Here is a 12,708-nt window from a genome sequence, read left to right as displayed (position 1 = left end):
CTTCGGGCAAGCTGGCGAGCATGACCGATCCCGAGGGCACCCAGCTCTTCCACCGCTCCATGCCGTTCTCCGAACGCCTCGGCGTCGAGGTCCTGGAGCACGGGCGCGAGCTCGTCCGCAGCCGGCTGAAGTGGGACGAAAGCCTCTGCACGCTCGGCGGCGCGCTGCACGGGGGCGCGCTCATGGCGCTGGCCGACTCGACCGGCGCCGTGTGCGCGTTCCTCAACCTGCCCGAGGGCGGGCAGGGCACGACGACCGTCGAGTCGAAGACGAACTTCCTGCGCGCGGTGCGTTCGGGCTACGCCGTCGCGTCGTCCAGACCACTGCACGCCGGCCGCAAGTTCGTCGTGGTGGAGACGGAAATCCACGACGACGACGGCAAGTTGGTCGCGAAAGTGACACAGACACAGGCCGTGCTGTAGGTATCTGTTTACATACCTCGCCGAACCGACGAAAATCCTCGCCTACTGGGTGGGTCGATCGAGGAGCCGGGATGCGGGTACGCGAACTGTTCACCTTATTGTCAGTGGTCGTGTTGACTGCGGTAACCGTGCAAGTCGCCGAGGCCTCGCCCGCCCGGCCCGGGGACGACGAGGCGATCAACTACCACGAGTGGTCCGGCGGCGCCCTGTTCGAAGGCCACTTCGCCGGGCTCGCGCCGACCCGGGACGGCCTGCGTCTCACGCACCCGGTCGGCACGGTGGAGCACACCGAGCCGGAGCTCGGCACGACGAAGACGTACGAGTACGGCCAGTGGACCTCGCCGTCGTACCGGCCGGGCTTCGGCGCGACGCAGCTGGTGGCGTCGTGGAACGCCAAGACGCCGGAGAAGACCTGGCTGGAGATCGAGGCGCAGGGCCGGACGTCGGCAGGCACCGAAACCGCGTGGTACGTGATGGGCCGCTGGGCCAGCGGCGACGCCGACATCCTGCGCACCAGCGTCGACGGCCAGGACGACGCGAACGCCGTGGTGGACGTCGACACGCTCGTCATGAAGACCGGTGTGACGCTGAAGTCGTACAAGCTGCGGATCAGCCTCTACCGCGATGCCGGCTCCCACGCGACGCCGTCGGTGACCTCGCTGGGCGCGATGACGTCGGCCGTGCCGGACCGCTTCGACGTGCGGCCGACGAAGCCGGGCCGCGCCACCGGGATCGAGCTGAAGGTGCCGGCGTACGCGCAGAACCTCCACAAGGGACAGTTCCCGCAGTACGGCGGGGGCGGCGAGGCCTGGTGCAGCCCGACGTCGACCGAGATGGTGGCTGAGTACTGGGGCAAGAAGCCGTCCGCGGCGGAGATGGCGTGGATCCCGGCGGGCTACGTCGACCCGTCGGTGGCCTTCGCGGCACGCTCCACCTACGACCACGCCTATGACGGCACCGGCAACTGGCCGTTCAACACCGCTTACGCGGCGTCGCGCGGGCTGCGCGGGCACATCACCCGGCTGCACTCGCTGAACGAGCTGGAGAACTACATCGCGCGAGGCATCCCCGTGATCACGTCGCAGTCGTTCCTGTCCTCGGAGCTCGACGGCGCCGGCTACGGGACGGCCGGGCACATCATGGTCGTCGTCGGCTTCACGAAGGACGGCGACGTGATCGCGAACGACCCGGCGTCGAGCAGCAACGACCGGGTGCGCACCGTGTACAAGCGCGACCAGTTCGAGAAGATCTGGCAGCGCACGAAGCGCTACCGCGCCGACGGCACCGTGGCCGGCGGCCCCGGCGGAATCGCGTACATCATCACCCCGGCCTAGAAGCCGTGAATGTCGCATTGAGGGTCCATCCATGCCCCCGCCACCACCCTCAACGGAGGCGCTGACGCGCCACAGCGTCAATTCAAGTCCCTCAATGCGACATTCACGGACCCTCACCAGGTCTTGCCCGCCTGCTCCCGGATCGCGCGGTTGATGTGGTTGAAGAAGCTGGTGAGCGCGACGTTCAGGACGATCGCGGACAGCTGCTTGTCGTCGAAGTGCTCGGCGGCGGCCGCCCAGATCTCGTCCGTCACGCCCGGCTGGTCGTCCTGGATCCGCGTGGCGGCTTCGGTCAGCGCGAGCGCGGCCCGCTCCGGCTCGGTGAAGAACGGCGTTTCGCGCCAGGTGACGACGCTGTGCAGCCGCTCTTCGGTCTCGCCCTGCTTCTTCGCCGCCTGGACGCCCGCGTAGACGCACGGGGCGCAGCCGTTGATCTGGCTGGCCCGCAGGTGGACCAGCTCGAGCGTCCGGGGGTCGACGCCACGGGCGTGCACCGCCTTGAACAGCTGCTGGATCGCTCCGGTCACTTCGGGAGTGCTTTCGGTCTTCAGTCGCGGTTCCATCGTTCCTCCATCGGTTACCTGTGCCCCTCCGGGCTCGTCATGTCCACGACGGAGCAGAAGCGAGGAAGGTAACGACCATGCCCGACACGTTGGCCGAGACGTTCGAAGCGCAGCGCGACCGGCTGCGCGCGGTGGCCCACCGCGTGCTCGGCTCGTCCGCCGACGCCGAAGACGTGGTCCAGGAGGCCTGGCTGCGGCTCTCCCGCCAGGACGCGACGGCCATCGAGAACCTCGAGGGCTGGCTGACCACGGTGGTCGGCCGGCTCAGCCTGGACGTCCTGCGCTCGCGCCGGTCCCGTCCCGAAGCGACTTACGACGAGATCGTCGTGACGGCCGACGACGGCCCCGCGCCGGAGGAGGACGCGGAACTCGCCGACTCGGTCGGGCTCGCGCTGCTCGTCGTTCTCGAGTCCCTCGGCCCGAACGAGCGGCTGGCGTTCGTGCTGCACGACCTGTTCGCGGTGCCGTTCGAGGAGATCGCCCGGATCCTCGGCAAGTCCGCCGGCGCGACCAAGATGCTCGCCAGCCGCGCCCGCCGGAAGGTCCGGGCACCGGCGCGGCCCGCCGCGGCGGGGCGCGAGCAGCGAGCGGTGGTCCAGGCGTTCTTGACGGCGGCCCGCGACGGCGACTTCGAGGAACTGCTGCGCGTGCTCGACCCCGACGTGCGGCTGACGGTCGACACCCCGGACGGCGTGGTGGTGGTCCTCGGGGCGACCAACGTCGCCGCCGGCGCCCGGATCGGCGCGGCGGCCGGTGGACGGGCCGTGTTCGTCGGTGGCCTGCCCGGGGTGGTGGCGTGGCGCGAGGACGGGACGCCGCTGTCGGTGGTGGCGTTCACGGTGGTGAGCGGGCGGATCACCGGCATCGCGTCCGTGGCCGACCCGGTCAAGCTCGCGTCGATGGACCTGCCGGAGCCACCGGAAACTGTCGGTCCGCCCCGATAAGCTGGAAACCGGGGGCCGGAGGCACGCCCCCGGCCATCAACCTCAGTGGGGTCGATCGCCCGCGCTGTTTCCCGCGCAGCAGCTACCGCCGTCCCGGGGCTTCTTGCGCGGCAGCGGCCGTTCGGGCGGGCTCTGCGGTGGCAGCGCCGTGACCATCGCCGTGTCCACGTTCAGCGGGCCGAGCTTGGCCGCACCTCCCGGAGAGCCCAGTGGCGCGTCGCGCCCAGGGAGGATCTCGGTGAAGAACCGGCCGTTGTCGAGGGCATCCGCGGTCGCATCGTCCTCGACGTAGGAGACCGCCTCCACCGGGCAGACCGCCGCGCAGGCGCCGCACTCCATGCACTCGTCCGGATGGATGTACAGACTCCGGGCGCCCTCGTAGATGCTGTCCGTCGGACATTCGTCCACGCACGCGCGGTCCTTCAGATCGACACAGGGAAGCCCGATCACATACGCCATCCCCAGAATCTAGCCACTTTCGCGTAGTTGCGGACAACGCAACTCGTTGCGTCTTCACCGCCGAACCTCACTCATGCGGATGTCGCCATCTCCGCGTGATCCGTGGCAAGCTGCGGGCGAACCAGCAGTGCAGCCGGGAAGGTGGATTCGCATGCCGTACGAGGTGCAGGGGGTCGTTTCGCGGGCGAAGGGCGAGCCGGTCTCGCTCGAGACCGTGCTCGTGCCCGATCCCGGTCCGGGCGAGGCCGTGGTGAACGTCCAGGCCTGCGGGGTCTGCCACACCGACCTGCACTACCGCGAGGGCGGGATCAACGACGAGTTCCCGTTCCTGCTCGGCCACGAGGCCGCCGGCGTTGTCGAAGCGGTCGGCGAGGGCGTCTCCGACCTCGAGCCGGGCGACTACGTCATCCTCAACTGGCGCGCGGTCTGCGGCACCTGCCGGGCCTGCCGCCGCGGCAAGCCGTGGTACTGCTTCTCGACGTTCAACGCGGCCCAGCCGATGACGCTCGCCGACGGCACCAAGCTGTCGCCCGCGCTCGGCGTCGGCGCGTTCGTGTCCAAAACCCTGGTCCACAGCGGACAGTGCACGAAGGTGAACCGCGAGGCCGAGCCCGCCGTCGCCGGGCTGCTCGGCTGCGGCGTCATGGCCGGGCTCGGCGCGGCGATCAACACCGGCGCGGTCACCCGCGGCGACTCGGTCGCCGTGATCGGCTGCGGCGGCGTCGGCGACGCGGCCATCGCCGGCGCGAAGCTGGCCGGGGCCACGACGATCGTCGCGATCGACATGGACGACCGGAAGCTCGAGTGGGCCAAGGACTTCGGCGCGACGCACACCGTCAACAGCCGCGGGCTCACCGAGGAACAGGTGGTCGGGGCCATGCAGGACGCGACGCACTCGTTCGGCCCGGACGTCGTGATCGACGCGGTCGGCCGCCCCGAGACCTGGCGGCAGGCGTTCTACGGGCGCGACCTGGCCGGCACGGTCGTACTGGTCGGCGTGCCGACGCCGGACATGCGGCTGGACGACCTGCCGCTGATCGACTTCTTCTCGCGCGGCGGCTCGTTGAAGTCCTCCTGGTACGGCGACTGCCTGCCGAGCCGGGACTTCCCGATGCTCGTCGACCTCTACCTGCAGGGCCGGCTGCCGCTGGACAAGTTCGTCACCGAGCGGATCGGCGTCGACGGCGTCGAGCAGGCCTTCGAGCGGATGCACCACGGCGACGTCCTGCGCAGCGTGGTGACGTTCTGACCCTCTTCACCGACGACGAGTACCCGGCCGAGCCCTACCCGGGCACGCGGCCGGGCGTCTCGTTCGTGCACGTCGACGGCGTCGGGCACCCGCTCGACGCGGCCCCCGAAGGCTGGCGCGAGCGGACGGCGGTGCTGGCCTACGGCTCGAACGCGAACCCGTCGAAGATCACCTGGCTGCGTGGACGGCTCGGGCTCGAAGGCCCGGTCGTCGTGGCGCACGCGCGCTGCGCCGGCCTCGCCGCGGTGTGGGCCGCCGGCTTCCGCGTGGTCGACGACCAGCGCCCGGCCACCCTCACCGCCCTCGACGGCGTCGAGGAGCACGCCATCTGGTTCGTGACCCCGGACCAGCTGGCGGTGCTCGACCGCTGCGAGGGCCGCGGCACGCGCTACCACCTGGCCCGGCTGACCGAACCGGACATCACCCTCGAAGACGGCACCCGCCTGACCGAGGTGCACACCTACGTCGGCGCCGCGCCGATCCGCTATCCCCTGCTGGTGGACGGCGCTCCGGTGCGCACCGCCGACGTCTCCCAAGCCGAAGCGGCGGCGCTCGAAGGCGTCGCCGCCGACGGCCACGGCGTGCCCTGCGAAGTGATCACACCAGCTTTCCCGGGTTGAGGATCCCCGTCGGATCGACGGCGGACTTGGCCGCGCGCAACACCTCCACGCCGAGGGTGCCGATCTCCGCGCTCAGGTAGGGGGCGTGGTCGACGCCGACGGCGTGGTGGTGCGAGATCGTGCCGAGCCCGGTGATCGCCTCGCACGCCGCCGCCTTCGCCCGCTGCCACTGACCGACCGGATCGGCCTCGTCGCGCGCGGTCAGCACGGTGAAGTACAGCGACGCGCCGGTTTCGTACGCGTGCGAAATGTGGCACATGACGATCGAGCGCCCCAGGGACGCCGTCAGCGCCGCCCGGACGTCGTCGCGCAGTTCGTCCACAGTGGACCAGAAGGCGGCGGTCTCCAGCGTCTCGACGCAGATGCCTCGGTCCAGCAACGCGTCCCGCTGTCGCGGTCCGGCGAACCGGCCGTGCCGCCAGGACTCGCCGAGCGCCTTGCCGACGCGCACGGCGCCCGAAGCCTTCAGCCGGCGCGTGGTCTCGCGGCGCCGCAGCGCGACGTCGTGCGCGGTGCCCTCCCAGCCGACGATGAGGAAGCACGGCCGCCGCACCCCGCGCGCGGCGAGGTAGCGGCGCAGCGCCGCCGTCTCGAGCCCGGCCTTCAGCGCCAGCGAGACTTCGGTCTCGTCCGCGTCGGACAGCCGGGTGACGTCGGCGAGCGCGTGGTGCTGCGCGAGGTCCCGCACCGCCGCCGCGCCGGCCGCCCAGCCGGGCAGCGCGTAGCCCTCGTAGCGGCGGACCGGCGGCACCGGCCGCACCCGCAGCGCGACCTCGGTGATCACGCCGAGCGTCCCCTCGCTGCCGATCGCGAGCTGGCGCAGGTCCGGCCCGGCCGCGGACGCCGGCGCGACCCCGAGCTTCCATTCGCCGCGGGGGGTGGCCAGCCGCACGCCGGTCACCATGTCTTCGAACCGCCCGTAGCCCGACGAGGCCTGGCCGGCCGAGCGCGTCGCCGCGAAACCGCCGATCGTGGCGCGCTCGAACGACTGCGGGATGTGCCCGAGCGTCAGGCCGTGCTCGCCGAGGAGCCGTTCGGCTTCGGGCCCGCGGACGCCCGCCTGCAGGACGGCGACCCGCGACTCGGCGTCGACCGACACCAGCGCGTCGAGCCGGACGAGGTCGAGCGCGATCACCGACGCCTTCTCACCGCGCAGCGCCGCGACGCCGCCGACCACCGAAGTGCCGCCGCCGAAGGGCACGACCCCGATGTCGTGCCGGACGCAGACCTCGAGCACCGCCTGGACCTCGTCCGGGCCGGCGGGCAGCACGACGGCGTCGGGCACCGGGAATTCCGCCGACGGCGAACGACGCCGCAGCAGGTCGAGGTAGGACAAACCGGTCGCCCGCGCCAGCCGCGCCGCGGCGTCCACCAGCACGTTTTCCGCGCCGACAACTTTCGCGAGCGCTTCGGATGCAGATCCGTCAAGTTTTGGTGACGGTATTTCCACCGACTCGTTCGCGTCACGGGCGGCGCCGGAGGCGACCGGACCGATACGCTGTTCAAGCCACTTGGCCGCCCGCGTGGGCAGCTGCGCGGCGTCGGCGGCGTCCGAAGTCCAGGCGCCTCTTAAACGGTGGTCAATAAGCGCGTTCACCGGTACAGTGTGACATATGGACGTGAAACGTCACACCACATCCACTGCGGGATCGTCCGCGCTCGCGGACACCCGCAACCGGCAGACGGCCACCCGGGTGGCCGATGACGTGCTGCTCGACGCCGCGCGCTCGTGCGTGCTGGCCGTCGGTGTGCGCCGCACCACACTCGCCGAGATCGCCCGCACCGCCCGCGTCAGCCGGATGACGGTCTACCGCCGCTTCCCCGACGTCCGCAGCGTGCTCGCGGCGTTGATGACCCGCGAGTTCAGCGGGCTGCTGCGCACCGCGAGCGAACGCGGCGCCGAAGCCGCGAACAGCCGCGAGCGCCTGGTGCTGATCGCGTCGGCCGGCATCCGCGCGCTGTCGACCGACCCGCTGTTCCGCACGCTGCTCGACGTCGACCCCGAGCTGGTCCTGCCGTACATCGTGGAACGGCTCGGCGCGACCCAGAAGTTCGCCGAGCAGGTGCTGCACCAGCTGCTGGCCGCGGGCCACCAGGACGGCTCGATCCGGCGGGCGCCGGTCGCCGCGCAGGCGCGGTCGGTGCTGCTGCTGGTCCAGTCGTTCGCGTTCTCGCTGCGGCCGGCCACCGCGGACGTCGGCGAGACGGCGCTGATGACGGAGTTCACCCACGTGCTCGACGCCGCGCTGAAGCCATGACGTCCGGCTCGCTCAACGTGCGGCGCCGCGAACGCGAACTCGCGGAGCTGGCGTCGGGCGAGCGGGTCGACCTCGTCGTGGTCGGCGGCGGCGTCACCGGCACGGGGATCGCTTTGGACGCGGCTTCCCGAGGTCTGTCGGTCGCGCTCGTCGAGGCGCACGACCTCGCCTTCGGGACGTCACGCTGGTCTTCGAAGCTCGTGCACGGCGGCCTGCGGTACCTGGCGAAGGGCGAGTTCGGCCTGGCGTACGAGAGCGCCGTCGAGCGCGGCATCATGATGACGCGCACGGCGCCACACCTCACCCGTGCGATGCCGCAGCTGTTTCCGTTGCACCCCGGCACTTCGCGTCGTCAGGAGGCCGTGGTCACGGCCGGCCTGCGAGCCGGGGACGTGCTTCGCCGGGTGGCGCGCACGCCGTCGTCGGTGCTGCCCCGGCCGCGCGCGATCCCGGCGGCGGAGGCTCTGGCGCTGGCCCCCGGGCTTTCCGCGCTCGGCTTGCGCGGTGCCCTGCTGGCTTATGACGGCGCGTTGGTCGACGACGCGCGGCTGGTGGTTTCGCTGGCCCGCACGGCGGCGACGTTCGGCGCCCGGATCTTGACGCGGCTGTCGGCTTCGTCTCTTTCCGCGGACCGGGTCCGTGTCCGCGACGGCGTTTCGGGCGACTCGCTGGACATCCACGCCCGCCAGGTGATCAACGCGACGGGCGTGTGGGCCGGGACGCTGACGGGCGCGGTGCGGCTGCGGCCGTCGCTCGGTTCGCACCTGGTGCTCGCGCCGGGGACGGTGCCGATGGGCACGACATCGGTGAACATCGGCGTGCCCGGCGAGACCAACCGGTTCGTCTTCCTGCTCCCCCAGCCGGACGACCGGGTCTACTTGGGACTGACGGACGAGCCGGTTTCGGGCCCGATCCCTGAAGTGTCAGTGGTTCCCGAGTCCGATGTGGACTTCCTGCTGTCGCTGGCGTCGTCGGCACTGGCGCGACCACTGACGCGGGCCGACGTCGCGGGATCGTACGCCGGGCTGCGGCCGCTGATCTCCGGAACGGGTGGCCGCTCGGCGGACCTGTCCCGCAAGCACGCGGTACTGGCGGGCGCCGACGGCCTGCTGACGGTGGTCGGCGGCAAGCTCACGACCTACCGCCGGATGGCCGAGGACGCGGTCGACGCGGCGGTGCGGCTGGCGGGCCTCCCCGCGTCCCCGTGCCGGACAGCTCTGTTGCCCCTGCTGGGCGCCGCTCCGCGCCGGACTCTGTCCCTTGTGGACGCCCCGGCCCGGCTGGTCGCCCGGTACGGCACGGAAGCGCCCCGGGTGGCGGCACTGGGCGAGGTGGACACGGAGTTCGCGGCCCCGGTGGGTCCCGGAACGGAGATCACGGCGGCGGAGGTGGTCTGGGCGGTCCGGAACGAGGGGGCGCTGGACGTGGCCGACGTGCTGGAGCGCCGGACGCGGCTGTCGTTGATCCCCTCGGACGCCGCCGCGGCGGCACCGCGGGTCGCCGAGCTGGTCGACAAGTCGCTCGCCGGCCTGGCCTGAGCAAGCCTTCAAGCGCCCCAATGTGGCGTTGGTTGCGTTGAATGACACTGCGGCGCGAAGCGCCTCCGTTGAGGGTGGCGGTGGGGGCATGGGAGGAGCACCGAACGCCACATTGGGTGCACTGAACGCACCGAACGCCACATTCGGTGCACTGAACGCACCCAACGCCACATTGGGTGCGCTAGACGCACCGAACGCCACATTGGGGCGCTTGAAGTGACCACGCCAACTCGACTTGATGTTCTCTTGAGTTGACGTCTCGTTGTGTTTTTGCAACAGTATGTTCCATGAGTCCGGTCAGACGCGGCAAGGAGCTGCCGATCTACAACCGGCTCGCCGTGCTCCGTGCGGAGCGCGGGATGAGCAGGGCCGCACTGGCGAACGCCGTCGAGGTCAACCCGCAGACCATCGGCGCGCTCGAGCGCGGTGACCACTATCCGAGCCTTGACCTGGCGTTCCGGATCTGCGCGGTGTTCGATCTGCCGGTCGAAGCGGTGTTCAGCCGCGAGCCGTTCACGCCACTGTCCACCCAGGTCTACCGCGAGGGGGGAGCATGACCGAGAAACCGAGCCGGCTCGCGGCCTACTGGGAACGTCAGCTGGACAAGCTGGACGAGCTGGAACGGCGGCGGGCCGCGAAGCTCCCGTCGTGGCGCACTCGCCGCCGCCGGCGCCGGCTGGCCCTGCTTCTGGGCGCTGCCGACCTCGGGTTGGTCGCGGCCGCGGCGATCTTCAAGACCGCGCCTGCCTGGACGTTCTTCGTGCTCTGGTTCGCTGTCTTCGCCGTGGGCGGCGTCGCGTTCGGCCTGCTCCGGATCCTCACCGGGCGAATGAATGGCGGCTTCTCGCGGCTGCTCGACGAACGGGAGCGCGAATGGCGCCACCGCATCACGTTCGTCGGCTACCAGGTGCTGATCTTCCTGATGATCGTCGCGATGTTCTACGCCATGGCAGTCGCGGATCGGCCCGAGGGCGGCTGGCGCGCCGCGATGATGCTGTCCGCGCTGCTGGTCACCGGGACCACCATTCCGTCGATCGTGCTGGGCTGGGCGCTGCCGGACGACGACCCCGAGGACTTCGAAGAGGGGATGGACCATGACTGAGGGGACACTGGAGATCGACCGGATCTCCAAGCGCTACGGCGCGAAGGTCGCGCTGGACGGCGTCTCGTTCGACGTCCGCGCCGGGGAGCTGTTCGGCTTCGTCGGCAGCAACGGCGCCGGCAAGACGACCACCATGCGGATCGCGCTGGGGGTGCTCGCCGCCGACGGCGGAGAGGTCCGCTTCGACGGCCGGAAGATCACGCACGAAGCCCGCACCCACATCGGCTACATGCCGGAGGAACGTGGGCTGTACCCGAAGATGAAGGTCCTGGACCAGCTGGTCTACCTGGCCGAGCTGCACGGGCTGAGCGCCAACGACGCCCACCGCAGCGCGGAGAACTGGATCTCCCGGCTCGGCCTGGCCGACCGCCGCAAGGACGAGGTGCAGAAACTCAGCCTGGGCAACCAGCAGCGCGTCCAGCTGGCCGCCGCCCTGGTGCACGACCCGGCCGTGCTGGTGCTCGACGAGCCGTTTTCCGGCCTCGACCCGCTCGCCGTCGACGTCATGAGCGCGGTCCTCCGGGAGAAGGCCGCGGCCGGGGTGCCGGTCGTGTTCTCCAGCCACCAGCTCGACCTCGTCGAGCGGCTGTGCGACCGGGTCGGGATCATCCGCGGCGGCCGGATGGTCGCCGTCGGCACCGTCGCCGAGCTGACCGCGGGCGTGAGCAGCAAGCTCGTCGTCACCGCGCCGGCCGCGCCCGCCGGCTGGGCCGCCGGCCTGCCCGGGGTGCGGGTGCTGGAAACCCAGGGCGCCACCACTGTCTTCGACCTCGAACCGAGCGCGGACGACCAGGCCGTGCTCGCCGCGGCGCTGGCGACCGGGCCGGTCACCGAGTTCAGCCGCCGCCGCCGCTCGCTGACCGAGCTCTTCCGCGACGCCGTGTCCGACGGCGCTGTAGCCAACGAGGGGGAACCGCGATGAGGACGCTGAGTGGCCGGCGGGCCGTCTGGCTCGTGATGAAGCGCGAGTTGAACACGCGACTGCGGACGCGCTCGTTCGTGGTCGGCACCGTGGTGCTGCTGGTGCTGCTGCTGGGGTACGTCGGTTTCCAGACCGCGCTGGCCGGCTCGTCGGACAAGAGCACGGTCGGGCTGACCGGCCAGGCGATCGGCATCGCCCAGCAGCTGCAGACCCAGGCCACGCTGTCCGGCCGCGAGGTCTCGACGATCGTCGTCACCGACCCCGCCGAGGGCCGGAAGAAGGTCGATGACGGCGACCTCGACGCGCTCGTCTCGGGCAGCGCGGCGCAGCTGACCGCCACCTACAAGTCCTCTTTGGACGATCAGCTGCGCGCGGTGCTCGACCAGGTCGCGCAGCGGCAGGTGCTCGACGGCGTGCTGTCGTCGGCGCAGCTCGAGCCGGCCGAGGTGATGGCGCAGGTCAACGGCACCCATGTGCGCGACGACGCGCTTTCGCCGGAACCAGCCGATCACACGCAGCGTCTGGTCGTCGGCCTGGTCGTGGCGTTCCTGCTCTACATGAGCATCATCACCTACGGGATGATGGTCGCCCAGGGCGTCGTCGAGGAGAAGTCGAGCCGGGTCGTGGAGATCCTGCTCGCCAGCGTGCGGCCGTGGCAGCTGTTGCTGGGCAAGGTGATCGGGCTCGGCCTGGTCGGCCTGACCCAGCTGGTGATCCTCGCCGCGGCCGGGCTGGTGGCGGCCTCGGTGACCGGGGTGTTCACCCTGTCCGGCTTCGCCACCGGCGCGGCGCTGTGGGGCCTGCTCTGGTACCTGCTCGGGTTCCTGTTGTACGCCACGATCTACGGCGCGCTCGGCTCGCTGGTGTCACGGCAGGAAGACACGCAGTCGGTGGTCGGGCCGCTCAACATCGTCCTGGTCGTCGGGTTCATCGCCGGGTTCAACCTGCTCGTGCAGAACCCGGCCGGCTCGGCGACGAAGATCGTCTCCCTGATCCCGCTGCTCTCGCCGATCCTCATGCCGGCCCGGATCTCGACCGGCGCGGCGGCGGGCTGGGAGATCGCGCTGTCGCTCGGGCTGACCGTCGCGTGCGTCGCGCTGCTCACCTGGCTGGGCGGCCGGATCTACGGCAACAGCGTGCTGCGCATCGGCAGCCGCATCAAGCTGTCGGAGGCATTGCGCGGCTGAGGGTGAGGCCCCCCAAAGTCCGTGAATGTCGGGCGGATTCACGCGGTGGTTGCAACACCTGTTGTTTGTTGATCCAACAGTAGCGCGGTGAGGGCCTCGGCTGGTGTCCG

The 12,708-nt window shown here is 71.0% G+C and carries 13 protein-coding genes and 1 pseudogene; 11 read left to right on the top strand and 3 right to left on the bottom strand.

Translation table 11 applies throughout. The annotated features are described in order from the left end of the window. Positions 1-20: 20 nt before the first annotated feature. Together AB0M82_RS42050 and AB0M82_RS42045 are read left to right on the top strand one after the other, a co-directional pair. Entirely contained in the window at positions 21-422 is a 402-nt protein-coding gene (locus AB0M82_RS42050; RefSeq protein WP_013230138.1) for a PaaI family thioesterase, read from the top strand. A gap of 71 nt (positions 423-493) precedes the next feature. Continuing rightward, the gene (locus AB0M82_RS42045; RefSeq protein WP_364734732.1) at positions 494-1,756 is read left to right on the top strand and encodes a peptidase C39 family protein; all 1,263 of its coding nucleotides are present in this window, start codon (positions 494-496) and stop codon (positions 1,754-1,756) included. A gap of 113 nt (positions 1,757-1,869) precedes the next feature. Here AB0M82_RS42045 and AB0M82_RS42040 read toward each other — a convergent pair whose 3' ends face one another. After that, positions 1,870-2,319 carry a carboxymuconolactone decarboxylase family protein gene (locus AB0M82_RS42040; RefSeq protein ID WP_364734730.1) on the bottom strand — a complete coding sequence of 150 codons (450 nt, stop codon included), beginning with the start codon at positions 2,317-2,319 and terminating at the stop codon, positions 1,870-1,872. 77 nt (positions 2,320-2,396) lie between these two features. On the opposite strand from AB0M82_RS42040, the gene AB0M82_RS42035 reads away from it, so the two are divergent. Beyond that, entirely contained in the window at positions 2,397-3,263 is an 867-nt protein-coding gene (locus AB0M82_RS42035; RefSeq protein ID WP_364734728.1) for a sigma-70 family RNA polymerase sigma factor, read from the top strand. A gap of 129 nt (positions 3,264-3,392) precedes the next feature. Here AB0M82_RS42035 and fdxA read toward each other — a convergent pair. Further along, positions 3,393-3,722: pseudogene (fdxA, locus tag AB0M82_RS42030) on the bottom strand (ferredoxin); the annotation flags it as partial. Between the two features lie 151 nt (positions 3,723-3,873). Here fdxA and AB0M82_RS42025 point away from each other — a divergent pair. Further along, positions 3,874-4,971, top strand: coding sequence for an S-(hydroxymethyl)mycothiol dehydrogenase (locus tag AB0M82_RS42025; RefSeq protein ID WP_364734726.1), 1,098 nt, complete (start codon positions 3,874-3,876; stop codon positions 4,969-4,971). Positions 4,972-5,036: 65 nt separating this feature from the next. Next, the gene (locus AB0M82_RS42020; protein WP_364734724.1) at positions 5,037-5,591 is read left to right on the top strand and encodes a gamma-glutamylcyclotransferase; all 555 of its coding nucleotides are present in this window, start codon (positions 5,037-5,039) and stop codon (positions 5,589-5,591) included. On the opposite strand, the gene AB0M82_RS42015 is transcribed toward AB0M82_RS42020, so the two are convergent. Beyond that, positions 5,569-7,188, bottom strand: coding sequence for an FAD-binding oxidoreductase (locus tag AB0M82_RS42015; protein ID WP_364734722.1), 1,620 nt, complete (start codon positions 7,186-7,188; stop codon positions 5,569-5,571). The two genes, AB0M82_RS42020 and AB0M82_RS42015, sit on opposite strands and share 23 nt — an antisense overlap. A gap of 97 nt (positions 7,189-7,285) precedes the next feature. Between AB0M82_RS42015 and AB0M82_RS42010 the strand changes: the two genes are divergently transcribed. The 6 genes from AB0M82_RS42010 to AB0M82_RS41985 all read left to right on the top strand — a co-directional run bounded on the left by AB0M82_RS42010 (position 7,286) and on the right by AB0M82_RS41985 (position 12,598). Continuing rightward, complete coding sequence (locus AB0M82_RS42010) at positions 7,286-7,849, top strand: helix-turn-helix domain-containing protein (protein WP_364734796.1); 564 nt, start codon at positions 7,286-7,288, stop codon at positions 7,847-7,849. Further along, entirely contained in the window at positions 7,846-9,387 is a 1,542-nt protein-coding gene (locus tag AB0M82_RS42005; protein WP_364734720.1) for a glycerol-3-phosphate dehydrogenase/oxidase, read from the top strand. The genes AB0M82_RS42010 and AB0M82_RS42005 overlap by 4 nt, the downstream gene beginning before the upstream one ends. Positions 9,388-9,674: 287 nt before the next feature. After that, the gene (locus tag AB0M82_RS42000; protein WP_093949947.1) at positions 9,675-9,944 is read left to right on the top strand and encodes a helix-turn-helix transcriptional regulator; all 270 of its coding nucleotides are present in this window, start codon (positions 9,675-9,677) and stop codon (positions 9,942-9,944) included. Continuing rightward, on the top strand, positions 9,941-10,489 hold the full coding sequence (locus AB0M82_RS41995) for a hypothetical protein (RefSeq protein WP_364734718.1): 549 nt from the start codon (positions 9,941-9,943) through the stop codon (positions 10,487-10,489). Before AB0M82_RS42000 ends, AB0M82_RS41995 begins: the two co-directional genes overlap by 4 nt. Continuing rightward, positions 10,482-11,411, top strand: a complete 930-nt coding sequence (locus tag AB0M82_RS41990; protein WP_364734716.1) for an ATP-binding cassette domain-containing protein — start codon at positions 10,482-10,484, stop codon at positions 11,409-11,411. The genes AB0M82_RS41995 and AB0M82_RS41990 overlap by 8 nt, the downstream gene beginning before the upstream one ends. Continuing rightward, on the top strand, positions 11,408-12,598 hold the full coding sequence (locus tag AB0M82_RS41985; protein WP_364734714.1) for an ABC transporter permease: 1,191 nt from the start codon (positions 11,408-11,410) through the stop codon (positions 12,596-12,598). Before AB0M82_RS41990 ends, AB0M82_RS41985 begins: the two co-directional genes overlap by 4 nt. The last annotated feature ends 110 nt before the right edge of the window (positions 12,599-12,708 follow it).

Source organism: Amycolatopsis sp. NPDC051128 (assembly GCF_040682715.1).
Classification (GTDB): Bacteria; Actinomycetota; Actinomycetes; order Mycobacteriales; family Pseudonocardiaceae; genus Amycolatopsis.
The sequence above is the reverse complement of the archived record's forward strand: the minus strand, read 5'-3'. Positions and strand labels throughout refer to the sequence as shown.

Bases quoted from the DNA above. Each gene is read 5' to 3' on its own strand.
- AB0M82_RS42040 (WP_364734730.1), bottom strand. From the start codon at position 2,319: ATGGAACCGCGACTGAAGACCGAAAGCACTCCCGAAGTGACCGGAGCG.
- AB0M82_RS41995 (WP_364734718.1), top strand. From the start codon at position 9,941: ATGACCGAGAAACCGAGCCGGCTCGCGGCCTACTGGGAACGTCAGCTG.
- AB0M82_RS42050 (WP_013230138.1), top strand. From the start codon at position 21: ATGACCGATCCCGAGGGCACCCAGCTCTTCCACCGCTCCATGCCGTTC.
- AB0M82_RS42000 (WP_093949947.1), top strand. From the start codon at position 9,675: ATGAGTCCGGTCAGACGCGGCAAGGAGCTGCCGATCTACAACCGGCTC.
- AB0M82_RS42035 (WP_364734728.1), top strand. From the start codon at position 2,397: ATGCCCGACACGTTGGCCGAGACGTTCGAAGCGCAGCGCGACCGGCTG.
- AB0M82_RS41990 (WP_364734716.1), top strand. From the start codon at position 10,482: ATGACTGAGGGGACACTGGAGATCGACCGGATCTCCAAGCGCTACGGC.
- AB0M82_RS42025 (WP_364734726.1), top strand. From the start codon at position 3,874: ATGCCGTACGAGGTGCAGGGGGTCGTTTCGCGGGCGAAGGGCGAGCCG.
- AB0M82_RS42005 (WP_364734720.1), top strand. From the start codon at position 7,846: ATGACGTCCGGCTCGCTCAACGTGCGGCGCCGCGAACGCGAACTCGCG.
- AB0M82_RS42045 (WP_364734732.1), top strand. From the start codon at position 494: ATGCGGGTACGCGAACTGTTCACCTTATTGTCAGTGGTCGTGTTGACT.
- AB0M82_RS41985 (WP_364734714.1), top strand. From the start codon at position 11,408: ATGAGGACGCTGAGTGGCCGGCGGGCCGTCTGGCTCGTGATGAAGCGC.